The organism is Nocardia sp. NPDC058499, from assembly GCF_042719915.1.
Classification (GTDB): Bacteria; Actinomycetota; Actinomycetes; order Mycobacteriales; family Mycobacteriaceae; genus Nocardia.
Window position 1 is genome coordinate 923,598 of record NZ_JBHXMZ010000002.1, and the last position, 24,070, is coordinate 947,667.

The window sequence follows — 24,070 nt, forward strand, 5'->3', positions numbered from 1 at the left end:
TGCTGACGCACCCCGTCAGCAGCCATCCGGACCGACCGGCCCAGCGAGACTGTCTGTGTGGGTGCCGCGCAGACCTAGGAGCCTACCGTGACTGATAATCGCTCCGTATCCGCCCCCTCGGCGAATTCTCGCTTCATTGAGAAAGGTTTGAAGACCTTCGTCATCGACACCTCCGTGCTGCTGTCCGACCCCTGGGCGGTGACCCGGTTCGGTGAACATCAGGTGGTGTTACCGCTGGTCGTGATCAGTGAACTCGAAGGTAAACGGCACCACCACGAACTCGGCTGGTTCGCCCGGGAAGCCCTGCGCATGCTCGACGATCTGCGGGTGACCCACGACCGGCTGGACGAGCCGTTGCCGATCGGCACCGAAGGCGGCACATTGCAGGTGGAACTGAACCACACCGATCCCACGGTGCTACCGGTCGGTTTCCGCACCGAGAGCAATGATTCCCGCATCCTGGCCTGCGCGTTGAACCTCGCCGCGGACGGCCGCCAGGTGGTGCTGGTGTCCAAGGACATCCCGATGCGGGTGAAGGCCAGCGCGGTAGGTCTACGCGCGGAGGGATATCACGCCCAGGACGTGGTGACCTCCGGTTGGACGGGTATGGCCGAAATCGACACCGCCTCCGAAATCGTCGACCAGCTCTACAGCGAATCGGTCGTCGACCTAGACGAGGCGCGGGAACTGCCCTGCCACACCGGGATCCGGCTGCTGGGCAACAATTCCAGTGCACTCGGCCGGGTCACCGCGGACAAACGCGTACAGCTGGTACGGGAACGGGAGGCGTTCGGGCTGCACGGCCGGTCCGCGGAACAGCGGATCGCGCTGGATCTGCTGCTGGACGAAAGTGTCGGCATCGTCTCGCTGGGTGGCCGGGCCGGTACCGGTAAATCGGCGCTGGCGCTCACCGCGGGACTGGAAGCCGTGCTGGAGCGGCGCACTCAGCGCAAGGTCGTGGTGTTCCGGCCGTTGTACGCGGTAGGCGGACAGGAACTCGGCTATCTTCCCGGTAGCGAGAACGAGAAGATGGGCCCGTGGGCGCAGGCCGTTTTCGATACGCTCGACGGGCTGGCCAGCCGCGAGGTGATGGAGGAGGTCCTCAGCCGGGATATGCTCGAAGTCCTTCCGCTGACCCATATTCGGGGTAGGTCACTGCACGATTCGTTCGTGATCGTGGACGAAGCCCAATCGCTGGAACGTAATGTGCTGCTCACCGTTCTGAGCCGGTTGGGCAGCGGGTCCCGCGTGGTACTCACCCACGATGTGGCGCAGCGCGACAATCTGCGGGTGGGCCGGCACGACGGTGTCGCGGCGGTGATCGAAAAACTCAAGGGCCACCCCTTGTTCGCGCATATCACCCTGACCCGCAGCGAGCGGTCGCCGATCGCCGCACTGGTCACCGAGATGCTGGAGGAGTACGCGCCGAGCGCCTGATCCGCGCATAGCCGGGCGGCGCCGTATCCCGGGACCGCACAGGTCCGCAACGTACGGCGCCGGCCGTCCGTCGAACCAACCGGCGAGGCCGTTCGAGGGCCGCTACGGCGCCCTCGAACGGCCGTTTTCACGAGTCGGCCGATTGTTGGCCGCGGCGGGGTTGCTGCGGTGGCGACGTGGTGCTCAGCGGCCGAGAACGGCCTTGACGAGACCCATCGCGGTACCACGCAGGAAGTTCTCCCAGCTGAAGTGGTCGTGCCAGAGGATGATCCGGCCGTCCACCAGTTCGAAGGTCCCCATCACCCAGAACTCGATACCGACGGGACCGAAGCGCAGGATATCGGTGCGATCGGTGAGCACGACCGCACCGTCGGCGGCGATATGGTGCATGCGCGCCGAGAACCCGAACTGCTCCCGGTCCAGCCCGCGCAGCAGTTTGCCGACCCGCCGCGCACCGCGCACATCCGGTAGCGAGGTGTTCTTCCAGACGATATCGGGATGCACCAGTTCCAGCGCTTCGCCGATCGCGCCGATCTCCATCGCGGTGAAGAATTCGCGGACGGTGGTGACCGCGTCCTGGTTCAACTCGGTTTCCATCTCACGAGCCTAGAGCAGGGCCGCGCTGCGCGCCGGGGCTCGGCGCCGGAAGTCCGGACCGGACTCGGGAAGCCAGAGCAGCTCGACCTCGTCGAACCGGACGGTCATACTGTGCCGCCGAGCCCGAAGTACACCACCCTCACGGTGGACCAGCCCCTCGTCGAAGTCGATCCGTAGTTCGCCGCGATGGGGGTCGACCTCCCGCACGACACCACAGACATCCCAGAACGGCCCGACGGGAAAGTAGACGACGTCACCCGGTGCGTATTCGGTAGTCCCCACACGGGCACTCCAGCCGTCACGCCCGCCGCGCGAACGGGTTCCGTTCGGCCCGTCGCCGACCCGGCGGCCGCACGTCGTTTCCGAGGGCCGGCTGCGTACAGCGGGCAACAAGGCCTGGACGACCGGATCGGACGTGTTGCGCCCGAGCCGGTTCCGTCGCGTGGGCTCTCAGCCCAGGAGGTTCCAGTCCTCCAGGTCCTGGTACAGCGGGAAGTCCTGGGCCAGTTTCGACACCCGGGCGCGCAGTGCGTCCAGATCGGCGCCACCGGCGAGGGCGGTGCCGATGATATCGGCGACCTCGGTGAACTCGGTATCGCCGAAACCGCGGGTCGCCAGGGCGGCGGTGCCGATACGCAGACCGGAGGTCACCATCGGGGGGCGCGGGTCGAACGGGACCGCGTTCCGGTTCACCGTGATACCGACCTCGTGCAGCAGATCCTCACCCTGCTGGCCGTCGATATCGGAATTGCGCAGATCCACCAGGACCAGATGCACATCCGTACCGCCGGTGAGCACGCTGACCCCGTTCTTCGCGACATCGGCCGCGGTGAGGCGTTCGGCGAGGATCTTGGCGCCGGAGATCGTGCGCTGCTGGCGTTCCGCGAACTCCGGCGTGCCCGCGATCTTGAAGGCCACGGCCTTGGCCGCGATCACATGCATGAGCGGGCCGCCCTGCTGACCCGGGAACACCGAACTGTTCAGCTTCTTGGCGTAATCCTGCTTGGCCAGGATCAGGCCGGACCGCGGGCCACCGAGCGTCTTGTGCACGGTCGAGGAGACGACATCGGCGTAGGGCACCGGCGACGGATGCAGCCCGGCCGCGACCAGCCCGGCGAAATGCGCCATATCCACCCACAGGTAGGCGCCGACCTCATCGGCGATCTCCCGGAACGCCGCGAAATCCTGATGCCGCGGATACGCCGACCAGCCGGCCACGATCACCTTCGGCCGCGATTCCCGCGCGATCGCCCGGACATTGTCCATTTCCACGCGATGGTCCTCTTTGGACACACCGTAGGAATGGACCTCGTACAGCTTGCCGGAGAAGTTCAGCCGCATGCCGTGGGTGAGGTGGCCGCCGTGCGCGAGGTCCAGGCCGAGCAGCCGGTCGCCCGGATCCATCAGCGACATCAGCACCGCGGCATTGGCCTGCGCACCCGAATGCGGCTGCACGTTCGCGAAATCGGCGCCGAACAGTGCCTTCGCGCGCTCGCGGGCCATGTTCTCCACGACATCGACGTGCTCGCAACCGCCGTAGTAACGGCGGCCGGGGTAACCCTCGGCGTATTTGTTGGTGAGCACACTGCCCTGCGCCTGCAGCACCGCGCGCGGCACGAAATTCTCCGACGCGATCATCTCCAGGGTGTCGCGCTCACGGGCGAGCTCACCCGCCATCGCGGCGGCGAGCTCCGGATCGAGCTCACCGAGAGACTGGGTATTGACAGAGGCGGTCGTCTGCGTCACGGCGCCAGTCTATGTTCATGGTGGTGCCTCCGGCGGCGCGGGGTCGGGGGGTGTTGCGTCCTGCGCTCGTAGGTTGACACCGGCCTCGAGGTTGATGGCCGCTCTCGCAGGTCGACGTGGCTCTCGCAGGTCGACGTCGGTCTCGCAGGTCGACGTCGGTCTCGCAGGTCGACGTCGGTCTCGCAGGTCGACGTCGGACTAGCAGGGTGACGTCGGGCTTGCAGGGTGACCTAGCTCTCGCAGGTCGACGTTGGTCTCGCGGTAGGCCGTCCGTGAAGGGGCGGGCTGTAATTTTGGAGACGCTCCGCGTCTCGAGGGTGGGGCCCTTGGGGGCCCGGTTCTTCACTCCTCCGCTCCTCCGCTTCGCTCCCCCGCTCCGTCGCTCCAGAACCGGGCGGGCCCCACCCCGGGAACGTAAACGGTTCGGGGAGGTAGTGGTGCAGGGGCTCGGTTCCCGGGATCGGGGACCGAGTCGCCGAATTGATCAGCGCAAGGACGACGGGATGAGGGGGTCGTCCAGTAGGCGGCGGAACCGGTCGGCGCGGTCGTCCGCATCGGCGGCACGGTCCAGCCAGCCGCCGAGCAGTTTGTAGCCCTCCACGTAGGTGCTGATGTAGGCGCGCCACAGCGGGGACGACAGGAAGCGCAGGGATTGGCGGGCGCGGTCGGGGGTCGTCAGCGACCAGCGTTCCAGGAAGCCGGCCACCTCGTCGGCGTCCTTGCCTTGATCGTGCAGCATGAGCGCCGCGTCCTGGCGGACACCGAGCAGCTGCGCCGAGGCCTCGGACAGGCGTTCGGCGCGTTCACCGTCGAACCGCAGGCCCAGGTCCGCGTAGATCTCCTGCGCCCATTTCCCCCAGCCGGGGCCGATGATCGAGCGCAGCGCCAGATCGGCGAGACCCTCGGCCATCAGGCACTGCGGCGTGTTCACCAGGAAGATGGTCTGCTCGCCGTGGCCGGCGGCCACCAGCCCGGCTTCCTTGCGGCAGTGCTCGGTGTGATGACCCGGGTACGCCTCATGGGCGATGAGCTTGGGTAGTACCGCCATGTGCTGGCGCAGATCGGAGTTGATCGCGACCTTCGAGCGGTAGTTCCCCAGGTAGTAGTTGAACCCGGACCACGGCTTGTCGCCCACCACCTCGTAGGTGACGTGTTCGTGGTCGGGTAGCGGGTACCGCGCTCGCACGAGCTCGCGCAGCGCCCCGGAGAACGCGTGCACACAGTCTTCGAGCCGGTCCGGTGGGATCTCGTCGGCCTTGCGGTGGGCGGCCATCCGTTCGGCGAGCGGTCCCTCTCCCTCCAGCACTTCGCCGATCTTCTGGTGTGCCTCCCGGTATTCGGCCGGATCGCCAGGGGCGATATCCACATCGAAGTACCTGCTGACCTCGTCGACGAAGCCGATCTCTTCGCCCGCGAACTTGCGCGCAGAGCACTCCAGCGCCCGCAGGTGCGCGTCGAGGAACGCGGTGCGTTGCGGCCCCAGCCCGGCGGCCAGGAGTTCGGCGCGCAGCCGCGTGGCGGTAGTGGCCAGCTCACGGGGTTCGGGACGGGGCCCGTTCTCGATATCGCGCCGCAACTGAGGGGCGCCGGTGTAGGCGTCGACGAATCCCTCTTCGAGCCGGTCGAATGCCAATCCGAGCCGCAGGTATTCCGTTACCACAGGATGGGCTTGCATCCATCCGACGATAGCCGCGAATGCGGGCTCTCGCGGTCCGGCCCGGCACATACCTGCTCACCTGTTCGAATGACCGCGGTGTGCTGTGGTTATGCCGACTCGTAATGGACCCCCTCGTCGGTCAGCTCGTACCCGAGGGGCAGAATTCAGCCATGAGGGCACAGCCAGAGCGCCGGACCGACCGCACCAGAGGTCACCGAGATCAGGGCATCTCACAGGTACGGCACCGTGAATACGAGTGTCCGGCAGAGTGGAGCGCTGAGTAGATGGCCAAGGCGAGCGAGCCCAGTCCGTATGTGGAATTCGATCGGAAGCAGTGGCGCGAACTGCGCAAATCGACTCCGCTGGTACTCACCGAAGAAGAACTGATCGGGCTGCGGGGCCTGGGCGAGCAGATCGACCTGGAAGAGGTCGCGGAGGTCTATCTGCCGCTCGCGCGACTCATCCACCTGCAGGTCGCCGCGAAACAACGGCTGTTCGCCGCGACCGCCACCTTCCTCGGCGAAGCGCATCCCGATAAACAGGTGCCGTTCGTGATCGGGGTCGCCGGTAGTGTCGCCGTCGGGAAATCCACCACCGCTCGTGTTCTGCAGGCGCTGCTGGCCCGCTGGGAGCACCATCCGCGGGTCGATCTGGTGACCACCGACGGATTCCTCTATCCCACGGCCGAACTCACCCGCCGCGGCGTCATGCACCGCAAGGGTTTCCCGGAAAGCTATGACCGGCGCAAACTGCTGCGTTTCGTCACCGAGGTGAAATCGGGCGCCGAAGAGGTATGCGCACCGGTGTATTCACATATTTCCTACGATATCGTTCCCGGCGAATTCCATTGTGTCCGTCAGCCCGACATCCTGATCGTCGAGGGCCTGAACGTGCTGCAAACCGGCCCGCGCCTGATGGTTTCGGATCTGTTCGATTTCTCGATCTACGTGGACGCCCGGATCGAGGATATCGAAGCCTGGTACGTGCGCCGATTCCTGAGCCTGCGCGCCACCGGATTCGCCGATCCCAAGGCCCATTTCCACCATTACGCGAGACTCACCGATTCCGAGGCGACCGCAGCCGCCACGGATATCTGGAATTCCACCAACCGTCCGAACCTGGTGGACAACATCCTGCCCACCCGTCCGCGCGCAACCCTGGTCCTGCGCAAGGATTCCGACCACAGCATCAACCGCCTCCGCCTGCGGAAGTTGTGAAGCGCGCTGCCGGGGCTACCTGAGACCCGCTGCCCCGGAGACCCCCGCACCGGCACCATTCCGAACGCAACCAGCGGCGGTGCCGAGTTCAGCGAGGCCCTGAATGGTTTCGGCCCGTTCCTGCTTTCAGCACTCGATGCGACGCGGCGAAGCCGCGAGTGTCGAGTGCTGAAAGCAGGGACCTCGGGGGCCGAAACCCGCGGCGCCGGAGGCGACGCAATCAAACACCGTAGCGGCGGTGGCGGGCCGCATAGTCGCGGAGGGCGCGCAGGAAGTCCACGCGGCGGAATTCGGGCCAGTAGACCTCGGTGAACCAGATTTCGGAGTAGGCGCTCTGCCAGAGCAGGAAGCCGGAGAGGCGTTGTTCGCCGGAGGTGCGGATCACCAGGTCCGGATCGGGCTGGCCGGAGGTGTAGAGGTGCTGGCCGATGGCGTTGACCGTGATCGACTGAACCAGGTCTTCACCGGTCTCACCCGCGGCGATTTCCTGGCGGACCAGCTGGCGGACCGCGTCGGCGATTTCCTGGCGGCCGCCGTAGCCGATGGCTACGTTGACGTGGGTGCCGGTGCGTTCGCGGGTGCGTTCGGTGGCGGTGCGCATCCGCTTGGCGACCAGATCGGGTAGACCGTCGAGGGTGCCGACGATCCGCACCCGCCAGTTCTGTTCGGGGGCGGCCAGTTCCTCCACCACGTCGGTGATGACCTCGAACAGGGTTTCCAGTTCTTCCTGACCGCGGTGCAGGTTCTCGGTGGAGAGCAGGTAGACGGTGACCAGCTCGATTCCCTCGGCTTCACACCAGCTGACCAGTTCGGCGACCTTGAGGGCCCCGACCCGGTGGCCGTGGGTGATATCGGTGAACCCGTTCTCACGGGCCCAGCGGCGATTGCCGTCACACACCACGGCGACGTGGCGCGGATGCTGTTTATCCGCAAGCTTCTTGGCCAGACGGGCCTCGTAGATGCGATAGGGAAAGCCCCGCAGCCGGCTCGGAAATTCCACGACGACCTACAGTACGCCTTTTCCGGGGTTCATCCGCATTCGCCGCCGAACGTGGGGTGGGCCACAGCAGCCCGCGTTCGCGGCGAACCCGGTACAGTGACAACCGAAGCAACCTACGCTGCCGTAGGTTACCGGCGAGTCAAGGACTGTCCGGCGGTTCGACAACGAACCGATCAGGCCGCCCACACAGCCCGAACCGACACCGCGACGTCCCCGCCGATCCAGGAGGTTCCGTGTTCGACCCGGCAGACCCGAGATCCGGCACCGGCGAGCCGCCGGACGACCCCGGCAACGCGCTGCGGCACTCCCCCGACAGCGACAGCGTCACTCGCGGCTTCGACACCGCACGAAACACCGATGACGACGATCCGGTGCCCAACCCCGCCGATTCCCTGGTCGCGCTGGTCAAACCCCGGATGCGCGGCTGGATCCACACCTGGGCCACCGGAATCGCCGCCCTCGCGGTGATCGCGCTGGTCGCCGCCGCCACGACCGTATCGGCCACCGCCGTCGTCGCGACCACCGTCTACGGGCTCACCATCTGCGCACTGTTCGGAATCAGTGCCACCTACCACCGGATCACCTGGACCACCGTGCGGGCGCGGGTCCGGATGAAACGCGCCGATCATTCGATGATCTTCCTTTTCATCGCCGGCACCTATACCCCGTTCGCCCTGCTCGGTCTGCCCAGCTCCACCGGCCGGATACTGCTGGCGGTCGTATGGGCGGGGGCACTGGCCGGAGTCGCGCTGAAGATGCTGTGGCCACACGCCCCGCCCTGGGTCGGCGTACCGCTGTACCTGCTGCTCGGCTGGGCGGTCGTGCCGGTGGGCGGGGAGCTCTACCGGTCGGTCGGGCCGGTGGCGGTGCTGCTGCTCGTGGCCGGCGGGCTCGCCTACAGCATCGGCGCGGTGCTCTACGCGACCAAATGGCCGAACCCGTGGCCCACCACCTTCGGCCACCACGAGTTCTTCCACGCTGCCACCGTATTCGCCGCGCTGTGCCACTACGTGGCGATATGGCTGGTGCTGCTGGGTTGACCGGCCACGGTCCGGCGCGGGAACGCAGGCCGATAGTGGGAATATGCCCGGCCGTGTCGATTAGGCTGCTGTGTCGTGTCCTTCGATACCGGCCGCTCCGGCGACCGCGGCCACCGCGGGTAGTCCGGCGATGAGCGACGGCAGTACGGTCCGGCCCCGGCCCGGCAGGATCTCCCGGCTGATGCTGTGGAGCGTCCGTGTCCGCGGGGGCCTGTCGCTGATGGTTATCGCGGCGCATTTCGCCGGTCTCGCCGTCATCGTCACCCAGCTCTGGCTCATCGGATTCCCGAGTCGCGTGGGCGCCGACCAACTGGGCGGGCTGGCCGCGGTCACCGTCTACCCGGCCCTGGCGATCCTGGCGGGGATCGGTTTGGCCATCCGCGACCGGATGGCCTATTTCGGCTGGCTCGACCAGTCACGCAAACCGACCCCGAACGAGGCGCGGCGCCTGCTCCATCTACCCATCGCCGTATCGCTGCGGGCGATCGCCATGTGGACACCGGGTGTGGTGATCTCGGCGGTGCTGCTGGCCCGGCTCACCGAGGAGAACGATTTCGTCGTCCTGCTCGCCATGTTCACCATCGGCGGGCTCGAATCCGCCGGCCTGACCTATCTCGTCGTCGACCGGGTGATCCGGCCCGTGGTGCCCATCGTCGCCGGTGTCCTCGGCGCGACCATGCACTGGAGTTCCTCGGTGTTCGTGCGGGTCGCACTGGCCTGGGCGGTATCCGGCGCCATGCCGCTGAGCGCGTTGATCGTGGTGCTGGCCGATCCGTCCTCCACCCAGGACCACCGGATCCGCACCGGTATCTATCTCGCGGCGATCAGCCTGGCGGTCGGCGTGGGCGCCACCTGGGCGCTGGCCCGGGCCGTGGCCACCCCGCTACGCACCCTGCGGATCGCGGTGGACCGCATCACCCAGGGTGACCTGGACGTGCGGGTGCCGGTGGGCAGCGCCAGCGAGATCGGGCGGCTGGAACATTCGGTCAACGAGATGTCGGCGAATCTGCGGGAGCGGCTGCGGCTGCGCGATGTGTTCGACCGGCATGTCGGCGAAGAGGTCGCCGAACGCGCACTGGCGGGCGGGGTCGATCTGACCGGCGATGTGCGGGAGGTGACGGCGCTGTTCGTGGACGTCACCGGGTCGGTGGCGATTTCCACCGGACTGCCGCCGCAGGAGTTCGTCGCCAAACTCAACCGGTTGATGGCGACCGTGGTCGCGGCCACCGAGGACAACGACGGGCTGGTCAACAAGTTCGAAGGCGATGCGGCGCTGTGTATTTTCGGCGCGCCGATCGCATTGGCGGACAACGCGACCCCCGCGCTGCGCGCGGCCCGCCGGATCCGCGACGAGATCGCGGCGGCCGGGGAACTGGATATCGGTATCGGGGTCGCCCGGGGCCGGGTGTTCGCCGGCGATCTCGGCACCGACACCCGTCGCGAATACACCGTGATCGGCGACGCGGTGAACGCCGCCGCCCGCCTCACCACCCGCGCCAAAGAAGTGCCGCGGCGCATCCTGGTATCGCAGAGCGTGGTCGATGCCGCCGCGGCGAACGAGCGGGAGAAATGGGTGAAACACGGTGCCGTGGCCCTCCGCGGCATCACCGAGCCCACCTCCTCGTGGACCGACCGCGAACCCGAGCCGACACCGTAGGAACCGGCACTCGGGGCGGCTTCTCACCATTTCCACCGCCCTCGCCCCAGCGCCCGTCCGCACGGTCCCGGCCCACCGAAGCGCCTGAAAGTCGCCCGGCCACTGCCTCGCCATCTATCCGCGAACGCCTGATCGAACACAGCCCACCCCAGGCCCGTGGTCCGGCAGGCACGGGCGGGAAACGACGAAGGCCCGGTCCTTGTGGACCGGGCCGTGCATTTCGAATAGGCCGGCATTCCACTGCACTGGATGAAATCCGATCCGATCGCCTCGCATGTCCTCAATGCTCTCGACATGCTGCTGCCTGAAGGCGAACGCAGCTTCCCGACGACCTTCGGCGAGGCCCTGCCCATCGTGGCACCCATCCATCCAGGCCGTCGGCCGGGCATGTCCGGCGGTTACGAACATGATTCGCCGGCCCTGTGGAAGGCGGGTGTCGAAGTCCGCCTCTCGGCGCCCAACCAACGACCGCCGAGCGCCCGTCACGGCCTCGAGCAGTCTTGCGGTACGACGCCGCGGGGAGGGTTCGCCGACTACTCCGGCACGTTCCCGGCGGCTTCACCGGTCAGGGCAGCACGTAGATCATCCGGTGATGTCACCGGGAGATCGCAGACCGTACCGCGGCATACATAGGCCGCGGCGGTGCCCTCGATCGCGGGGCGGTCGGCAAGCAGCGGGACGGTGTCTGCGGTCGCCCGCACGATGATCGCACCGCCGGGGGCGTGGGCCCGGGCGACCTCCAGCAGCTCCACATCACCCACCGGCACATAGCCGGTCGTGGATATCGCGATCTGCAGCGGGCCCTGCAGCGCGGCCTCGGCGACCGTCAGCCACTGTCCGGCCGAACGCGGCGCCTTGGCGAGCACCACCGCGCCTCGCGTCAGTGTCTGATCGGCCAGTTCCCGGTAGCGGCCGGCGCGCTCGGGTTCCACCACCGCGGATGCCGTCAGGAGGGCTTCGGCGAGCACGGACGCCCCCGCCGGGGTGGCGCCGTCGATGGGGTCGCGGGGGCGGGCGATAAGCGTTTCCGCGTCGTCGGCGGTATCGAACCAGCTACCGGGTTCGTCCGGGTCGGCGAAATGGGTGATCGCCGAATCCAGGATCCGGTGGATATCGGGCAGCCAGCCGGCCGACCCGGAGTATTGGTGCAGCGCCAGCAGCGCGGTCGCCAGCCAGGCGTAGTCCTCCAGTACGCCTGCCGAGGTCCCGGCGACCCCGCCCAGCGAGGCGCGCAGCACCCGGTCGCCGACGACGTGGATGTCGAGGATCACCCGGGACAGCTCGTAGGCGGCGTCGAACCAGTCGCGCCGGTCCAGTGCCCGGGCCGCCTCGCACAGCGCGGTGATGGCCATACAGTTCCAGGCGGTGACCATCTTGTCGTCCCGCTCCGGTTGCGGGCGCCGGTCCCGGGCGGCGCGCAGAGCGGTGCGCAGACGTTCGAATCGTTCGGTGTCCTCGGGGTCCCGGGCGCGGGTGAGCACGGAGCTGCCCTGTTCGAAGTTGCCGCCCGTGGTGACCCCGAAGATTTCGCCTGCCCACGCCCCGTCGATCGGGCCGAGTTCGCCGACCAGTTCGGCGGGGTTCCACACGTAGGTGGCGCCCTCCATCCCGGGCGCGCCCGGTTCCACCTGTGTATCGGCGTCGAGCGCGGAAGCGAAACCGTTCGCGGTCGCCAGATCGTCGAACAGGAATCCGACCAGTTCCTCGGTGATCCGCCGGGGCAGGGGATCGTCCGGGGTGCGCCGCGCCAGATGCGCGTAGAACCGCAGCAGTTGCGCGTTGTCGTAGAGCATTTTCTCGAAATGCGGGACCACCCACGCGGCGTCCACCGAATAGCGGGCGAAGCCGCCGCGCAACTGGTCGTAGATACCGCCGCGGGCCATCGCCTCGGCGGTACGGTCCACCACCGCGCGGACCTCGGGATCGCCGGTGCGCTCCCAGCTGCGCAGCAGGCCCTCCAACAGCGCGGCCGGCGGGAATTTCGGGGCGCCCCCGAAACCGCCGTGGACCTCGTCGAAATCGCGGACGGCCGCGGATACAGCATGGTCCAGCAGTTGCGGGGTTATCCGCAGTTCGCTCTCGGGCAGCCCGCCCGCCTGCGCACGCAGCGCATCGGCAACCTGATCGGCCGCGGTATCGACATCGGCGCGCCGGTTCCGCCAGGTATCGGTGATCGCGGTGAGCAGCTGCGTGAACGACGGCATCCCGCCGCGCGGCACCTTCGGGTAGTACGTCCCGCAGTAGAACGGTTCGCCCGCCGGGGTCAGGAAACAGGTCATCGGCCAGCCACCCTGACCGGTCATGGCGACGGTGGCGTTCATGTACACGGCGTCGATATCCGGGCGTTCCTCCCGATCGACCTTGATACAGACGAACTCGTCGTTCATCTGCGCCGCCGTCGCCTGGTCCTCGAACGATTCGTGCGCCATCACATGGCACCAGTGACAACTCGCGTACCCCACCGACAGCAGAATCGGCACATCCCGTGCCGCGGCCTCGGCCAGCGCATCGGCATCCCATTCGCGCCAGTGGACCGGGTTGTTCGCGTGCTGACGCAGGTACGGAGAGGTGGCACCGGACAGACGGTTCATACCCTCCAGCCTTCCACAAACGCCGGCAAGCGATGCCCGGCAAGAACGGAACAGCCGTTCCGATTGTGCGGCCGCGTGACGTTCGGGATCATTGATTCGTCGAATGGGTGAGGCCATCGACCGAAGGAGCCGGATGTGGGCGACCCACAATCAGCCGCGGTGATCGCAGAGCGGCGGAAACTGATCAACCTCGCCTACCGGTTACTCGGCTCGCTGGCCGAGGCCGAGGATGTGGTGCAGGAAACCTACGCACGCTGGTACACGCTCACCGAGCAGCAGCGCAACGAGGTGGTGACGCCGGGGGCCTGGATGACCCGGGTCGCCGGCCGAATCTGCCTGGACCAGCTCCGCTCGGCACGTGTCCGGCGCGAACGCTATGTCGGGGAATGGATTCCGGAACCGATACCGGACCGGTCCGAATGGCTCGACGGTACGGTCCCTGAGGATCCGGCCGACCGGATCACCCTCGACGAGTCGATCAGTATGGCCTTTCTCGTCGTACTGGACGCCATGACTCCCGCCGAACGAGTGGCATTCGTCCTGCACGATGTCTTCCGCTACTCGTTCACCGAGGTCGCCGAGATCGTCGGACGCACCCCCGCGGCCTGCCGGCAACTCGCCTGGAATGCCCGCCGCCGCCTCGAAACCGCGCGGCAGGCTCCCTCGAGCACCGAGCACGCCGAGGTGGTCCGGAAATTCAAAAGTGCGTGGCAGGCACGGGATCTGGAGGCGCTGATCGGCCTGCTCGATCCGGCGGCCGTCGCGACTGCCGACAGCGGCGGACTGGCACTGGCCTTCCGGGACCCGATCCACGGCGGCGAGCAGATCGCCCGGGCCTGGGCACGCATCCCGCACGTCGCCTCGGGAAGACTGCTGGAGCGCACTGTGAACGGCCGGCCCGGCCTGGTTGCGCAACTCGACGACGCGATTGTCTCGGTGTACGCCTTCGATATCGTCGCGGGCCGGATCACGCGTATCTGGGCGATCCGGAATCCGGAGAAACTGCGCCCTTGGCGGTCGTCGGCCACGTGACGTGGGAGCCGCTCGAAATCCGCTCGCCGGCAGCGCGTCCCGAGTTCCCGGAGCGGCGAATGCCCGAACCACGCCGCAGCCCGTCACTCCTCGGGGAGAACGACCTCGGCACGCATCCGTTCATCCGGAGTATTGATATCCCAGAATCGCGCGGTACCGGTCGCGTTCCGATAGGCGCCGGTACCGCCGGTAATCGCCAGATCGAGCGGACTCGCCCCCTGCACCCATACCGCCTGCATGGTCAACGACCCCCGCTCGAGCTGCGCCGTGAGCACACACTGCATGGTGATCTCGGCGCCCTCGATATGGATGGTCTGGCATGAACCACCACCGTCCCCGATCCGACGACCATCCTGTTGGATACTGCCCGAGTAGACGGCCATATCACCGAGACTGGGCCCCGGCTCGCCGAGATCCGGAGACGCGAGCTGATCGGTCAGCGCGGCCGCTTCGATGATCTCGACACGCGGGGTGGGAGCGCCCGCACCGTCGTCGTCCGCGCCGCATGCGGCGAGCACAGCACCGATGAGCAGAACGCCGGCCACAGCCACCGCCTTCGTCCCGATCGACGTCTTCGCGTGAGACATGATCTTCTCCTCCTGCTCGGGGACTCCGATATGCCTGATCTGCGCGGCGTCGCGACGTCCCGGTTACCTACGATTCGGCAGTCGCCGGATCATCGGGTCCGGACCGCCTCACCACCATGACGACATGACGCGGTGAAATGTCAGATATCGCAGGTACTTCGGTTTTCGCGGCGTCGGGCTCGGAGGTTTTCGGTGGATTCGTCGGCGGACGGCAATCCTGTCACGGTTCGAGGTCGACTACACCTTTGCCGCTCGGCATATCGAGTGGCACCGAGACCTGGTCGTGCGCGATCAACCAGGTGCCGTCGATCTTCCGCATGCCATAGGTAACCCGCACCCAGATCCCGGTCGTCGCGGTCCCGTCGGCCAATGTGCCGTGTAGGCGCGCGAAAGCGTGCCCGAACGCCACATCGTCGCCGATGCTGAAGGACAGGTCGCGAACCTCATAGGTCACGGTCTCGAATACCTGAAAAACTTTCGCCCAGTTCTCGAGTTTTGCCGATATTCCGGCATGCTGGAGTGGCGGCTCGATGTCGAAGGATACGACGTCGGTGGTGTACAGCTGCCTCAGGGCTACGAGATCCTTGGCTCGCAGCGCTTCGATGGCGTTGTCGATCCGGCGGCGGAGCTCGGCGTCATCCGCCTGGATTCGGTCACGGGACCTGGAGTTGTCGGATACGGCCATATCGGAAATCTCCTGCTGCTCGACTGAACGTACTACCTCTTGTGACGACACAGCCGTCCGGATTGTGAGGCCGCCGGACGGATCGGGGCCGCTCATTCGCAGGTACCGGACCGATCCGAACAGTTCGACGGCTCGGTCCCGCAGGATCCGGCCGACCGGATCACTTCGGACGGCGATACCCCCGGCACCGCGCGGCGAAGTGTGCCATGGCCAAGGTGTCGGTTTTCAGGACGCGGCAGCGCCGGCAGCCTGGATACCGCCCAGCTTTCCCGGGTTGACCTGGAAGCGGATGTTCTCGATACGGCCGTCGTGAATATCGTAGGTGAGTGCCCCGATGCGGTAGCCCCCGATCGTGCCGACAATGCTCAGTTCGCCGTTGACGGTCACCGGGTCGAGGACCAGTCCCGTGGAGGATGGTTTGGCGACGACACCCAGCAGCCAGCGGGCCACATGGTCGGGGCCGTGGAGTGGGCGGCGGGCGGCAGTGACGACGCCGCCGCCGTCGTTCCACAGAGTCACTTCGGGCGCGAGCAGCTCCATCAGAGCGTTGAGGTCGCCGCCGTGACAGGCCGCTACGAACTTCTCGGTGATCTCCTTGCGTGTGCCGTCGTCGGCGTCGAAGCGGGGGCGGCGGGCTTGCACATGGGCGCGGGCACGGCGCGAGATCTGGCGGACGGTGGCCTCGGGCCGGTCGAGAAATCCACCGATTTCGGCGTAGGAGAAACCGAAGACCTCGCGCAGGACGAAAACGGCTCGCTCGGTGGGATCCAGGGTTTCGAGCACAACCAGCATGGCTGTCGACACGGTATCGGCCATTTCCGTCTCCTCGGCGGCGTTCGGTGCGGTGATCAACGGCTCGGGCAGCCACGGGCCGATATAGGTTTCGCGGGTGGCCCGGGCAGAGGTGAGGCGGTTGAGGGCGAGGTTGGTCACGGTGCGCACCAGGTAGGACTTGGGATGTTTCACCGAACTACGGTCCACCGCATCCCATTTCAGCCAGGCGTCCTGCAGGATGTCCTCCGCGTCGGCCACACTGCCCAGGAGGTGATATGCCGTGCCGAACAGCAGGCGGCGGTGTTCGACGAACGGGTCGACGGTGGCGTCGCGCTGCTCGGGTGCGGCAGTCGGGTGATCGATACTGCGGTCCTGCATGGGGGTCATGCTCCCAGCCTGCGGGTCGGGTGTCTGCCCGGAGCCGTAAACTCGCGCCCCGGACACGAGCATCATGCTGTCTTGCGAGTGGTGCGGCCGCCCTTGGACAGCTGCACCGGCAGCTTCACATAGCGGCTCATCTTGGCAGCCACCGGTGGAGTGCTGCTGACCTGCTCTTTGTAGATGACCGCGAGCCGGCCGCCGAGGTACCACCGGTTGGGTGTGTCGTCGGCACCGGTGAACTGGATGACTGCGTCCTTACGACCCAGGCTCACCGGCTGATGGAAGTAGCCGAAGCGCAAGGGCTTCACCCGCTTTGCGCGCAGCAGGCGGGCGATGACGGTGGCGGTGTAGTCCGCGGTCACCACGCCGCTCTGGCAGGTTCCGTGCAATTGCCCCCACGCCTGGCGCACCAGGGCGGCGTCGCCGATGGCGTGGATCTCCGGGTGCGATACCGACCGCAGGGTGGGATCGGTGATGATGCGCCCCTGCGGGTCGGTGGCGATTCCGGCCTGGGCAGCCAGCGGGGACACGTGCACACCCGTGGTCCACAGAGTCAGGTCCGAGGCCACGACTTCGCCGCTGTCCAGCCGCACAGCGTCGGGCAGCACCTTGGTGACCTTCACGCCGACCGTGCGCACGACGCCCAGCCGGTCCAGGGCGCGGTCGAGGTGGCGGCGGGCCTGCTCACCCATCATGGAGCCGGGCCGGGCGGCGCTGATCAGGTCTACCGTGAGCCCCGGATATGCCTCGGCGATCTCGGCGGCGGCCTCGATGCCGGTCAGTCCGCCGCCGCATACGGTAACCGTGCCGCCCGCGGCGGCGAGCTCGGGCAAGCGCTGCGAGAAGTGATGTGCCAGGCGGGGATCGTTGAGCGTCCAGGCGTGTTCCGCCGCGCCGGGGACGATGCTGGTGTCGGTGGTGCTCCCGAGGGCGTAGACCAGGGTGTCGTAACGCAGGACCGCGCCGTCGTCGAGGGTGACGGCGCGGGCCTGGGTGTCGATGGCGGTGGCGGCGGCCTGGTGAAATTCCACGCCGGTGCCGGCCAGCAGCTCCGGAATCCGGTAATCGACCAGTTCCTGACCGGCGGCGACCTGGTGCATGCGCAGCCGCTCGACGAAGCGGGGTGAGGGGTTCACCAGCGTGATATGAGTGTTCAGCTTGCGGGTGTAGCGGGCCAGCCGGGCGGTGGCGATCAGACCGGAGTAGCCGGCGCCGAGGACGACGATTGCGTGGGCGGTGGTGGTGCTCATTGCTTGCTCCATGTGGGTTGGTGTCGTTGGGGTCGGCTATAGGACAGCCCAGCGCCGCCGAACGTGACACCTTACGGTGTGATACACCTCACATATTTCGCCTGTGGGGTTGCCGCCGGAATCGTTCAGTGAGCCGGGGCGCAGCCTCGCGGCCTTCTACCGTGAACCCGCGATCAGACGGCCACTACTGTTTTCCGGGGTGGGTGCTATGCCGGGCTGGACAGCGCCCCCCGGCCGGCCGGTCCACCGCAGTAGGCGCTGACCGGCGGTCCTGCTCGGCACTGCGGGTCAGGCGCATTCGTCGGGCGCGGGTTCACCGCGCAGCCGGGCGTCGAGCCAGGCGAAGGAACCGGGGAAGCCGGTGGCGAGCCCGGTCACGTGCTCACCGGGTTCACTGCGGAACATCGAGGTGACCCCGCGTGCGCACTGCTGCCGGTAGAGTTCCCGGGCTCCTTCGATGGGGATCCACAGGTCGTGGGCCGCATGGTAGATGTACAGCGGCGCCCCGGAAGTGCGGCCGCTCAGGTCTGTGCGCGCGAATACTCGCTCGGCGACATCGCTGTCGAGCGGATCGGCGATATTCGCGGTGACGTCGACCGGAATGCCGATCACGCCCATCGGGCCCGCGACTTCCCCGCAGGCGTTCTTGATAGGAGAGGTCGCCGCCCACTGCGCCAGATTATTCAGATGCCCGAGGATTTCGGGGTGTTCACGGGCCATCGCGAGCACGACGACCAGGAGGACCCCGGAAGCGAAATTGCCGTTGAATCGGTCGGCGATATCGCGGTTGTCGGTGACGAGCCCGCCGGTGCTCACACCGACGACGACGTCGGTCAGGTCCGGCGCGTATTCGTCGAGCAGCATGGCCGTGGCATATGAGGCGATACCGCCGCCGGAGTATCCGCCGACGGCGACACGGCTGTCGGCGAATTCACCCCCCGGTAGCGAACGGACGGCGCGAATCCCGTCGAGGATGACCTGTCCGGCGACATTGGGTTCCGCATAGGCCATCCACGGCCCTTCGTGATCGGGGATCAGGACCGCGTAGCCCCGGCTCAGGGCCGTGGCGGCGGTCGGCGGAAACGCATCGGTGGCGCTGCTGCCAGTCACGTTACCGCCGCTGAGCATGCCGTGCGCCAGCACGTAACCGGGTGTGCAACGCTTGCCCAGAGAGTTGATCGGCCGGGCGTCGACCAGAACGGGCCGGGTGCCGGGCCCGGTCCATGCGGTGGGTGGGGTCACCAGGGTTGCCGTGCCGTAGGAGGGTTCGCCGGTCGCCGAGGTCGAACGGTATTTCAGCAACTGAGCGCGGCCGACGGGCGCGCCGATCACCTCGCCTGCCGTGGCGGTCACATCGCGCTGCTCGAGGATATCGCCGGGACTCGAATCAGCCAGGCCCTCCGGCCAGGTATCGAAGATCGAATCGCCGGTCGGCGCGGACTGCACCGCGCGCCACAACGCCGCGAGTTCGGGGGACATATCGGCGTGCGGCGGCGCGGCGGCCGGCGGTATGGGCGGTGCGGGTATCACGGCATCGATCTGCTCCTGCAGCTCGGACGGTGCCGCCGGCTCGGCAGCGGCAAAATGCTGTCCGGTCAGCAGTAGACAACCGATCGTGCTCGTGATCATCAGCATGCGTAACGACCGCCCGCGAAAGAGCCGCGCATGTCGATTGTTCATTGCACATCCTTCAGCGATCGGTGAACAGGTCCGCGACAACAGGCATTCCGGGCTGCCTTGTTGATCGATGCCGACTCGTCGCCGAACGCTGTGACGCATATGCGTTTCGAGTAGCGCAGCCATTCTACTGATCTTGATCCGGTCGGCACCGTGGCGAAAACCACAGGCTCCATGGATGATTCACTGTGAGATCGCACCGATCTCGTGCCTCGGTTTGCGGCTCATCGGAGGCGGCTGCCGATACTGGTGCGAGTGTGGTGAACAGAGGGTGAGGTACGCGTGAAGTCGCTTCTGGCGATCATGGTTACGGTGCTTGTCGGTTGTGTGTCACTGGGCGGGCACGCCCACGCGGATCCATCGACCGAGCCGGTGGGGCCGAACCCGTCTCCTATGCAGGAGTGGATCGACAACACGATCCCGGCTCCACCACAATTCGCGGGTAGCGAACCCGACGAAGCGCTGTGGCGCGGGGTACTGCCGTCGGCGGTCGACGACCCGATCTTCGACACCTGGCCCGCCGACCTCGCCGAGCTGCCGCCCGGCCGGATCATCGAAACGCGCGACATCACGGCAACTGCCGCCCTGCGCATGGCCACCCCCATCGCGCGAGCCACATTGTTGAAGTTCCGGTCCACCTCCGCCACGGGTGGCCCCTCCTTCGGAACCGCGACATTGATCGTGCCGGCGGCCGAATGGACCGGCCCCGGGCCGCGCCCGGTGGAGGTGAACGCGATGCCGATCAATTCGCTCGGCACGCATTGCACCCCCGGCTTCCAGTTGTCGCACGACCTCCTGGATCGGCCCAACGGCGATTTCCCGGTCTTCCTGCCGTCGGTGTGGTGGGCGTTGAACAAGGGATACGCGGTCCTCATGCCGGACCACGAGGGCCCGTTGATGGCCTACGCCGAACCCAATATCGCCGGACACGTGATGCTCGATTCGATTCGCGCTGTCCGTGCCCACGAACCGGCGGAATTCGGTGACAGCCGCTATGTGGCCGTGGGCTATTCCGGTGGCGCGATCGCCGCCTACGCGACGGCGATGCTGCTCGACGAGTACGCACCGGAACTGGCGGATTCGCTGGTGGGCGCGGCGGCAGGTGGTCTGGTGACCGACAATGCGAACGTCGCCCACCAGTTCAACGGCAATATCTCGTCCGGGATCCTCTTGACAGTGGCGCTGGCCGTCTCGCGGGAACGTCCCGAAATCCTGCGGCATATGAACCATCTCGGGCAATGGGTCGCGTCCTCACCGCTGCGTGATATCTGCGGCGACACCTCCGGACCCCTCGGTGTGGTCGGCATCCCGATCGATGTCGCGGCGAATACCGCGAATGCCCTCGACACCCCGTTCGCCGCGAAGATATTCGAACAACTGGACCTGACAGACCGGACATCACCCGTACCGCTGTTCATCTACCACGGGTTGCACGATCCGTGGATCCCGCTCGCCGACGCCGAGCGCATGTATCGCCAGCAGTGCGACCGCGGTGTTCCCGGCGTCTTCCGGGTTGTCGGCGGCGAACACTTGCTCGGTTATGTCAGCGGCTATCCCGAACTCAGCGGCTGGATCGACGCCCGCCTCCGTGGCGACCCCGCGCCGAACGAGTGCTGACCCCGGGCAGCAGCCCGACCCGTAACCGGGTGACACCTGTGTGATCTTCTACTGTGCACCTGTGATCAGAACCGCCGCGCTTGCCCATCTTCGTGACCGTCGACTGATCCAGACCCGTTCGGTCGGAAAGTCCGTCTTCTACATGGCGGGCGGGAAGATCGATACCGGGGAGACTGCGCTGCAGGCACTGCACCGGGAAGTCCGGGAGGAGCTGGGTGTCGGAGTCACCGGAATCAGCCGGCTGGGTGTCTTCGAGGCCGAGGCATACGGTCACACGGCCGGCACCAGGCTACACATGACCTGTTTCCTGGCCGAGGTCACCGCCGAGCCGGCTCCGACGAGCGAAATCGCCGAATTCCGGTACTTCACCGGCGCGGAGTATGCCGCCATGCCGGAGGTCGCCCCGGGGTCCCTCCTGGTTTTCGAGCATCTGCACCGGCTCGGCCTGATCGACTGGTGATCCGGCGGCAACCTCACCGAACCGACGACACGGACGCGCCGGGCCGATCGGCGCACAACCGACCGGCCCGTCGGCTACGAAGACCGCTCGGGATCGTCGGCAGTGCCGCTCGAAGATTTCTCCGCACGGCGAACCGTCCCGGGGTCGGTACCCTCGTCGGCCGCCTGATCCGGTTCGGGATGTTCGGGTTCGAAGGTTTCCGGCAGGTTCTTCAGATGTTTGTTCATCGACCGGACCAGCAGGAACGTCCCGGCGAGCAGGATCAGCACCACCGCCAGGCCCAGCGGGGAGGCCTTACCGAACTCCGGGCCGGTCGGCGTGCCGGGGGTCTGCGCCAGCACCCCGGAGGCGAATACGGTGAGTTGCGTCATGATCATCAGCGGTACTCATCGGTGACGCCGGCGAACAGGTCGGTCTCCGGGATATCAGTGCGCACCCGGGTGCGGGCCAATTCGAACTCCTCGGTCGGCCACAACCGCTGCTGCATCTCTATCGGGATGGCGAAGAAGGCACCGTTGGGATCGATCTGGGTGGCGTGCGCGCGCAGGGCGTCGTCGCGGCGCGGAAAGTATTTACCGCATTCCACCTGGGTGGTCACCCTGGCCATGATGTCACCCCGTTCGACCGCGTACTTGCGGGAGCGGTCCAGCCACTCCTGCATCGGAAACGGTTCACCGATCTTCGCGTACTCCTCGGCAAAAATCTCCATCCGCCGGATCGAGAACCCGTGGTCGTAGTACAGCTTCAACGGTGTCCACGGTTCTCCGGCGTCCGGGAACTTCTCCGGATCGCCCGCGGCCTCGTACGCCGCCACCGACACCTCATGGCAGCGGATGTGGTCGGGGTGCGGGTAGCCACCCATCTCGTCGTAGGTGGTGATCACATGGGGTTTGAATTCGCGGACCACCCGGACCAGCGCCTCGGTGGACACCTCGAGGGGTACCAGGGCGAAGGAATCCTCGGGCAGCGGCGGCATCGGATCGCCCTCGGGCAGCCCCGAGTCGACGAAACCCAGCCAGGTCTGCCGCACACCCAGGGCGGCGGCCGCGGCCGCCATCTCCTCGCGCCGGATCTCGTTCATCCGTTCCAGCACCCCGGGGGTGTCCATGGCCGGGTTGAGGATGCTGCCGCGTTCACCGCCGGTCAGCGTGACGACGAGGACGTCATTGCCCTCGTCGGCATAGCGGGCGGTGGTCGCACCGCCTTTGCTGGATTCGTCGTCGGGGTGGGCGTGCACCGCCATGAGGCGAAGGCCACTCACTTCTCGTTCACCGTCGCTCTCGGTCGCGGGTGTTCGGACTTCATTACCTATAGTTCCATCCGGACCCATTCTGTTCCGACCTACCCCCCGGGAGCACCTGATAATGACCGAGCCCACGTCCGACCCCGGGCGCACCGACGCGGCGGGCCCCGCCGGCGCCTCCCGCGGGGCGACCGGCGCGGGCAGTGACGACCACTACACCGATCGCTACGGCCGCGCGCCGCGCCCGAGACGATGGCGCCGGATGGGCGCGCTGCTCACCGGCGTAGTCGTCCTGGCCGGTATCGGGGTCGCCTATGTGGGCTGGACGAAATTCGGCCCGAAGGACATCGAATCCGAACAGCTCGGCTATTCGGTGCTCGACGATTCCTCGGTGGAACTGCGGATCCGGCTCACCCGGTCCGACCCGTCGGTACCGGTGGTCTGCGTGGTCCGGGCCATGTCCCGAGACCTCACCGAGGTCGGCCGCCGCGAGGTCGTGATCGCCCCGTCGGGTGCGGAGCAGACAGTTCAGGTGAGCACCGTTATCGAGACAAGCGAACCGCCGGCCTCGGCCGCGATCTACACCTGCACCGACAGCGTGCCCGGGTACCTCGAAACCGAGTGAATACGGCTCTCACACTGCAGACCCTCCAGTAAAAACTCTCCGACCTGCATCTTTGTGATTCATGCTAAAATGGCTTCACACACGGTTCCGGGGCACGGAGCCGTGTTTGCTGCATTGGCGGCCGACGCGGTCGATGCCGGGTAGGCGAAAGGGTCCGGCATCAGGCTGTCGGGGTATTCGAACTTCCCGCAGATCGCGATAGCCGTCGGCTGAAGCATGCCTGCCTGCGGGTGGGTCGTGCGGCAGTGATCAGGAATCCCGGCCTGCCGGGGACAACTACTAGGGAGTGATCGAGATGACTGAGACCCAAGTGACCTGGCTTACCCCGGAGTCGCACGACAGGCTCAAGAGCGAACTCGACGCGCTCATCGCCAACCGTCCGGTCATCGCCGCCGAGATCAACGAGCGCCGCGAAGAAGGCGATCTCAAGGAGAACGGCGGCTACCATGCGGCGCGCGAGGAACAGGGCCAGCAGGAAGCCCGGATCCGGCAGCTGCAGGAACTGCTGAACAATGCCAAGGTCGGGGTGGCGCCCACCAAGTCCGGTGTCGCGCTGCCGGGGTCTGTCGTGAAGGTCTACTACGACGGTGACGAAGACGATACCGAGACCTTCCTCATCGCGACCCGAGAGGAAGGTCTGGGCGATGGCGACCTGGAGACCTACTCCCCCAGCTCCCCACTGGGCGGCGCGTTGATCGACGCGAAGGTCGGCGAAACCCGCGAATACACCCTGCCCAACGGCAACACCATGAAGGTGACGCTGGTCAGCGCCGAGCCCTACCACAGCTGATGTGACG

General features: G+C 66.9%; 22 protein-coding genes. 9 read left to right on the plus strand and 13 right to left on the minus strand.

Annotated elements, in window-relative coordinates; translation table 11 throughout:
• Window positions 1-87: 87 nt before the first annotated feature.
• A complete protein-coding gene (locus ACFWPH_RS09355) occupies window positions 88-1,437 on the plus strand; it encodes a PhoH family protein (protein ID WP_378749131.1) in 1,350 nt (449 codons plus the stop codon).
• Between the two features lie 183 nt (window positions 1,438-1,620).
• On the opposite strand, the gene ACFWPH_RS09360 is transcribed toward ACFWPH_RS09355, so the two are convergent.
• The 4 genes from ACFWPH_RS09360 to ACFWPH_RS09375 form a co-directional block, all read right to left on the minus strand.
• Window positions 1,621-2,034 (minus strand): limonene-1,2-epoxide hydrolase family protein, encoded by a 414-nt coding sequence (locus ACFWPH_RS09360; RefSeq protein WP_378749133.1) that lies wholly within the window; start codon window positions 2,032-2,034, stop codon window positions 1,621-1,623.
• A gap of 9 nt (window positions 2,035-2,043) precedes the next feature.
• The gene (locus ACFWPH_RS09365) at window positions 2,044-2,316 is read right to left on the minus strand and encodes a hypothetical protein (RefSeq protein ID WP_378749135.1); all 273 of its coding nucleotides are present in this window, start codon (window positions 2,314-2,316) and stop codon (window positions 2,044-2,046) included.
• Between the two features lie 168 nt (window positions 2,317-2,484).
• Window positions 2,485-3,780, minus strand: coding sequence for a serine hydroxymethyltransferase (glyA, locus tag ACFWPH_RS09370; protein ID WP_378749137.1), 1,296 nt, complete (start codon window positions 3,778-3,780; stop codon window positions 2,485-2,487).
• 484 nt (window positions 3,781-4,264) lie between these two features.
• On the minus strand, window positions 4,265-5,455 hold the full coding sequence (locus ACFWPH_RS09375) for a DUF885 domain-containing protein (protein ID WP_378749139.1): 1,191 nt from the start codon (window positions 5,453-5,455) through the stop codon (window positions 4,265-4,267).
• 266 nt (window positions 5,456-5,721) lie between these two features.
• On the opposite strand from ACFWPH_RS09375, the gene coaA reads away from it, so the two are divergent.
• The gene (gene coaA / locus ACFWPH_RS09380) at window positions 5,722-6,654 is read left to right on the plus strand and encodes a type I pantothenate kinase (protein WP_378749141.1); all 933 of its coding nucleotides are present in this window, start codon (window positions 5,722-5,724) and stop codon (window positions 6,652-6,654) included.
• 220 nt (window positions 6,655-6,874) lie between these two features.
• Here coaA and ACFWPH_RS09385 read toward each other — a convergent pair whose 3' ends face one another.
• Window positions 6,875-7,654: an isoprenyl transferase gene (locus tag ACFWPH_RS09385; protein ID WP_378749142.1), complete on the minus strand. Its 780-nt coding sequence runs from the start codon at window positions 7,652-7,654 to the stop codon at window positions 6,875-6,877.
• Between the two features lie 371 nt (window positions 7,655-8,025).
• Between ACFWPH_RS09385 and ACFWPH_RS09390 the strand changes: the two genes are divergently transcribed.
• Window positions 8,026-8,694 carry a hemolysin III family protein gene (locus ACFWPH_RS09390; protein WP_378749489.1) on the plus strand — a complete coding sequence of 223 codons (669 nt, stop codon included), beginning with the start codon at window positions 8,026-8,028 and terminating at the stop codon, window positions 8,692-8,694.
• Window positions 8,695-8,824: 130 nt separating this feature from the next.
• Window positions 8,825-10,351 carry an adenylate/guanylate cyclase domain-containing protein gene (locus ACFWPH_RS09395; protein ID WP_378749144.1) on the plus strand — a complete coding sequence of 509 codons (1,527 nt, stop codon included), beginning with the start codon at window positions 8,825-8,827 and terminating at the stop codon, window positions 10,349-10,351.
• Window positions 10,352-10,884: 533 nt separating this feature from the next.
• Here ACFWPH_RS09395 and ACFWPH_RS09400 read toward each other — a convergent pair.
• Complete coding sequence (locus ACFWPH_RS09400) at window positions 10,885-12,942, minus strand: thioredoxin domain-containing protein (protein ID WP_378749146.1); 2,058 nt, start codon at window positions 12,940-12,942, stop codon at window positions 10,885-10,887.
• A 135-nt stretch (window positions 12,943-13,077) separates the two neighbouring features.
• Between ACFWPH_RS09400 and sigJ the strand changes: the two genes are divergently transcribed.
• Complete coding sequence (gene sigJ / locus ACFWPH_RS09405; protein ID WP_378749149.1) at window positions 13,078-13,974, plus strand: RNA polymerase sigma factor SigJ; 897 nt, start codon at window positions 13,078-13,080, stop codon at window positions 13,972-13,974.
• 83 nt (window positions 13,975-14,057) lie between these two features.
• Here sigJ and ACFWPH_RS09410 read toward each other — a convergent pair whose 3' ends face one another.
• The 5 genes from ACFWPH_RS09410 to ACFWPH_RS09430 all read right to left on the minus strand — a co-directional run bounded on the left by ACFWPH_RS09410 (window position 14,058) and on the right by ACFWPH_RS09430 (window position 19,331).
• Window positions 14,058-14,561, minus strand: a complete 504-nt coding sequence (locus ACFWPH_RS09410; protein ID WP_378749151.1) for a hypothetical protein — start codon at window positions 14,559-14,561, stop codon at window positions 14,058-14,060.
• Window positions 14,562-14,781: 220 nt separating this feature from the next.
• The gene (locus ACFWPH_RS09415) at window positions 14,782-15,246 is read right to left on the minus strand and encodes a YybH family protein (protein ID WP_378749153.1); all 465 of its coding nucleotides are present in this window, start codon (window positions 15,244-15,246) and stop codon (window positions 14,782-14,784) included.
• Between the two features lie 225 nt (window positions 15,247-15,471).
• Window positions 15,472-16,398, minus strand: coding sequence for an RNA polymerase sigma-70 factor (locus ACFWPH_RS09420; protein ID WP_378749491.1), 927 nt, complete (start codon window positions 16,396-16,398; stop codon window positions 15,472-15,474).
• Window positions 16,399-16,469: 71 nt separating this feature from the next.
• Complete coding sequence (locus tag ACFWPH_RS09425; protein WP_378749155.1) at window positions 16,470-17,651, minus strand: NAD(P)/FAD-dependent oxidoreductase; 1,182 nt, start codon at window positions 17,649-17,651, stop codon at window positions 16,470-16,472.
• A 288-nt stretch (window positions 17,652-17,939) separates the two neighbouring features.
• The gene (locus tag ACFWPH_RS09430; protein ID WP_378749157.1) at window positions 17,940-19,331 is read right to left on the minus strand and encodes a lipase family protein; all 1,392 of its coding nucleotides are present in this window, start codon (window positions 19,329-19,331) and stop codon (window positions 17,940-17,942) included.
• A gap of 279 nt (window positions 19,332-19,610) precedes the next feature.
• Here ACFWPH_RS09430 and ACFWPH_RS09435 point away from each other — a divergent pair, with 279 nt between their 5' ends.
• Together ACFWPH_RS09435 and ACFWPH_RS09440 are read left to right on the plus strand one after the other, a co-directional pair.
• Complete coding sequence (locus ACFWPH_RS09435; RefSeq protein WP_378749158.1) at window positions 19,611-20,945, plus strand: lipase family protein; 1,335 nt, start codon at window positions 19,611-19,613, stop codon at window positions 20,943-20,945.
• Between the two features lie 61 nt (window positions 20,946-21,006).
• On the plus strand, window positions 21,007-21,405 hold the full coding sequence (locus ACFWPH_RS09440) for an NUDIX domain-containing protein (RefSeq protein WP_378749160.1): 399 nt from the start codon (window positions 21,007-21,009) through the stop codon (window positions 21,403-21,405).
• Window positions 21,406-21,479: 74 nt separating this feature from the next.
• Here ACFWPH_RS09440 and ACFWPH_RS09445 read toward each other — a convergent pair whose 3' ends face one another.
• A complete protein-coding gene (locus ACFWPH_RS09445; RefSeq protein ID WP_378749162.1) occupies window positions 21,480-21,782 on the minus strand; it encodes a hypothetical protein in 303 nt (100 codons plus the stop codon).
• Window positions 21,782-22,648: a mycothiol conjugate amidase Mca gene (gene mca, locus ACFWPH_RS09450; protein WP_378749493.1), complete on the minus strand. Its 867-nt coding sequence runs from the start codon at window positions 22,646-22,648 to the stop codon at window positions 21,782-21,784. Before mca ends, ACFWPH_RS09445 begins: the two co-directional genes overlap by 1 nt.
• A gap of 262 nt (window positions 22,649-22,910) precedes the next feature.
• Here mca and ACFWPH_RS09455 point away from each other — a divergent pair, with 262 nt between their 5' ends.
• Together ACFWPH_RS09455 and greA are read left to right on the plus strand one after the other, a co-directional pair.
• The gene (locus ACFWPH_RS09455) at window positions 22,911-23,273 is read left to right on the plus strand and encodes a DUF4307 domain-containing protein (protein WP_378749495.1); all 363 of its coding nucleotides are present in this window, start codon (window positions 22,911-22,913) and stop codon (window positions 23,271-23,273) included.
• A gap of 295 nt (window positions 23,274-23,568) precedes the next feature.
• Window positions 23,569-24,063, plus strand: coding sequence for a transcription elongation factor GreA (greA, locus tag ACFWPH_RS09460; protein ID WP_062973789.1), 495 nt, complete (start codon window positions 23,569-23,571; stop codon window positions 24,061-24,063).
• The last annotated feature ends 7 nt before the right edge of the window (window positions 24,064-24,070 follow it).

Coding starts and splice junctions, on each gene's coding strand:
- ACFWPH_RS09425 (WP_378749155.1), bottom strand. CDS start 17,651: ATGAGCACCACCACCGCCCACGCAATCGTCGTCCTCGGCGCCGGCTAC.
- ACFWPH_RS09375 (WP_378749139.1), bottom strand. CDS start 5,455: ATGCAAGCCCATCCTGTGGTAACGGAATACCTGCGGCTCGGATTGGCA.
- ACFWPH_RS09430 (WP_378749157.1), bottom strand. CDS start 19,331: ATGAACAATCGACATGCGCGGCTCTTTCGCGGGCGGTCGTTACGCATG.
- ACFWPH_RS09395 (WP_378749144.1), top strand. CDS start 8,825: ATGAGCGACGGCAGTACGGTCCGGCCCCGGCCCGGCAGGATCTCCCGG.
- ACFWPH_RS09415 (WP_378749153.1), bottom strand. CDS start 15,246: ATGGCCGTATCCGACAACTCCAGGTCCCGTGACCGAATCCAGGCGGAT.
- coaA (WP_378749141.1), top strand. CDS start 5,722: ATGGCCAAGGCGAGCGAGCCCAGTCCGTATGTGGAATTCGATCGGAAG.
- ACFWPH_RS09455 (WP_378749495.1), top strand. CDS start 22,911: ATGGGCGCGCTGCTCACCGGCGTAGTCGTCCTGGCCGGTATCGGGGTC.
- greA (WP_062973789.1), top strand. CDS start 23,569: ATGACTGAGACCCAAGTGACCTGGCTTACCCCGGAGTCGCACGACAGG.
- ACFWPH_RS09360 (WP_378749133.1), bottom strand. CDS start 2,034: ATGGAAACCGAGTTGAACCAGGACGCGGTCACCACCGTCCGCGAATTC.
- ACFWPH_RS09400 (WP_378749146.1), bottom strand. CDS start 12,942: ATGAACCGTCTGTCCGGTGCCACCTCTCCGTACCTGCGTCAGCACGCG.
- ACFWPH_RS09445 (WP_378749162.1), bottom strand. CDS start 21,782: ATGATCATGACGCAACTCACCGTATTCGCCTCCGGGGTGCTGGCGCAG.
- mca (WP_378749493.1), bottom strand. CDS start 22,648: ATGGCGGTGCACGCCCACCCCGACGACGAATCCAGCAAAGGCGGTGCG.
- ACFWPH_RS09410 (WP_378749151.1), bottom strand. CDS start 14,561: ATGTCTCACGCGAAGACGTCGATCGGGACGAAGGCGGTGGCTGTGGCC.
- ACFWPH_RS09420 (WP_378749491.1), bottom strand. CDS start 16,398: ATGCAGGACCGCAGTATCGATCACCCGACTGCCGCACCCGAGCAGCGC.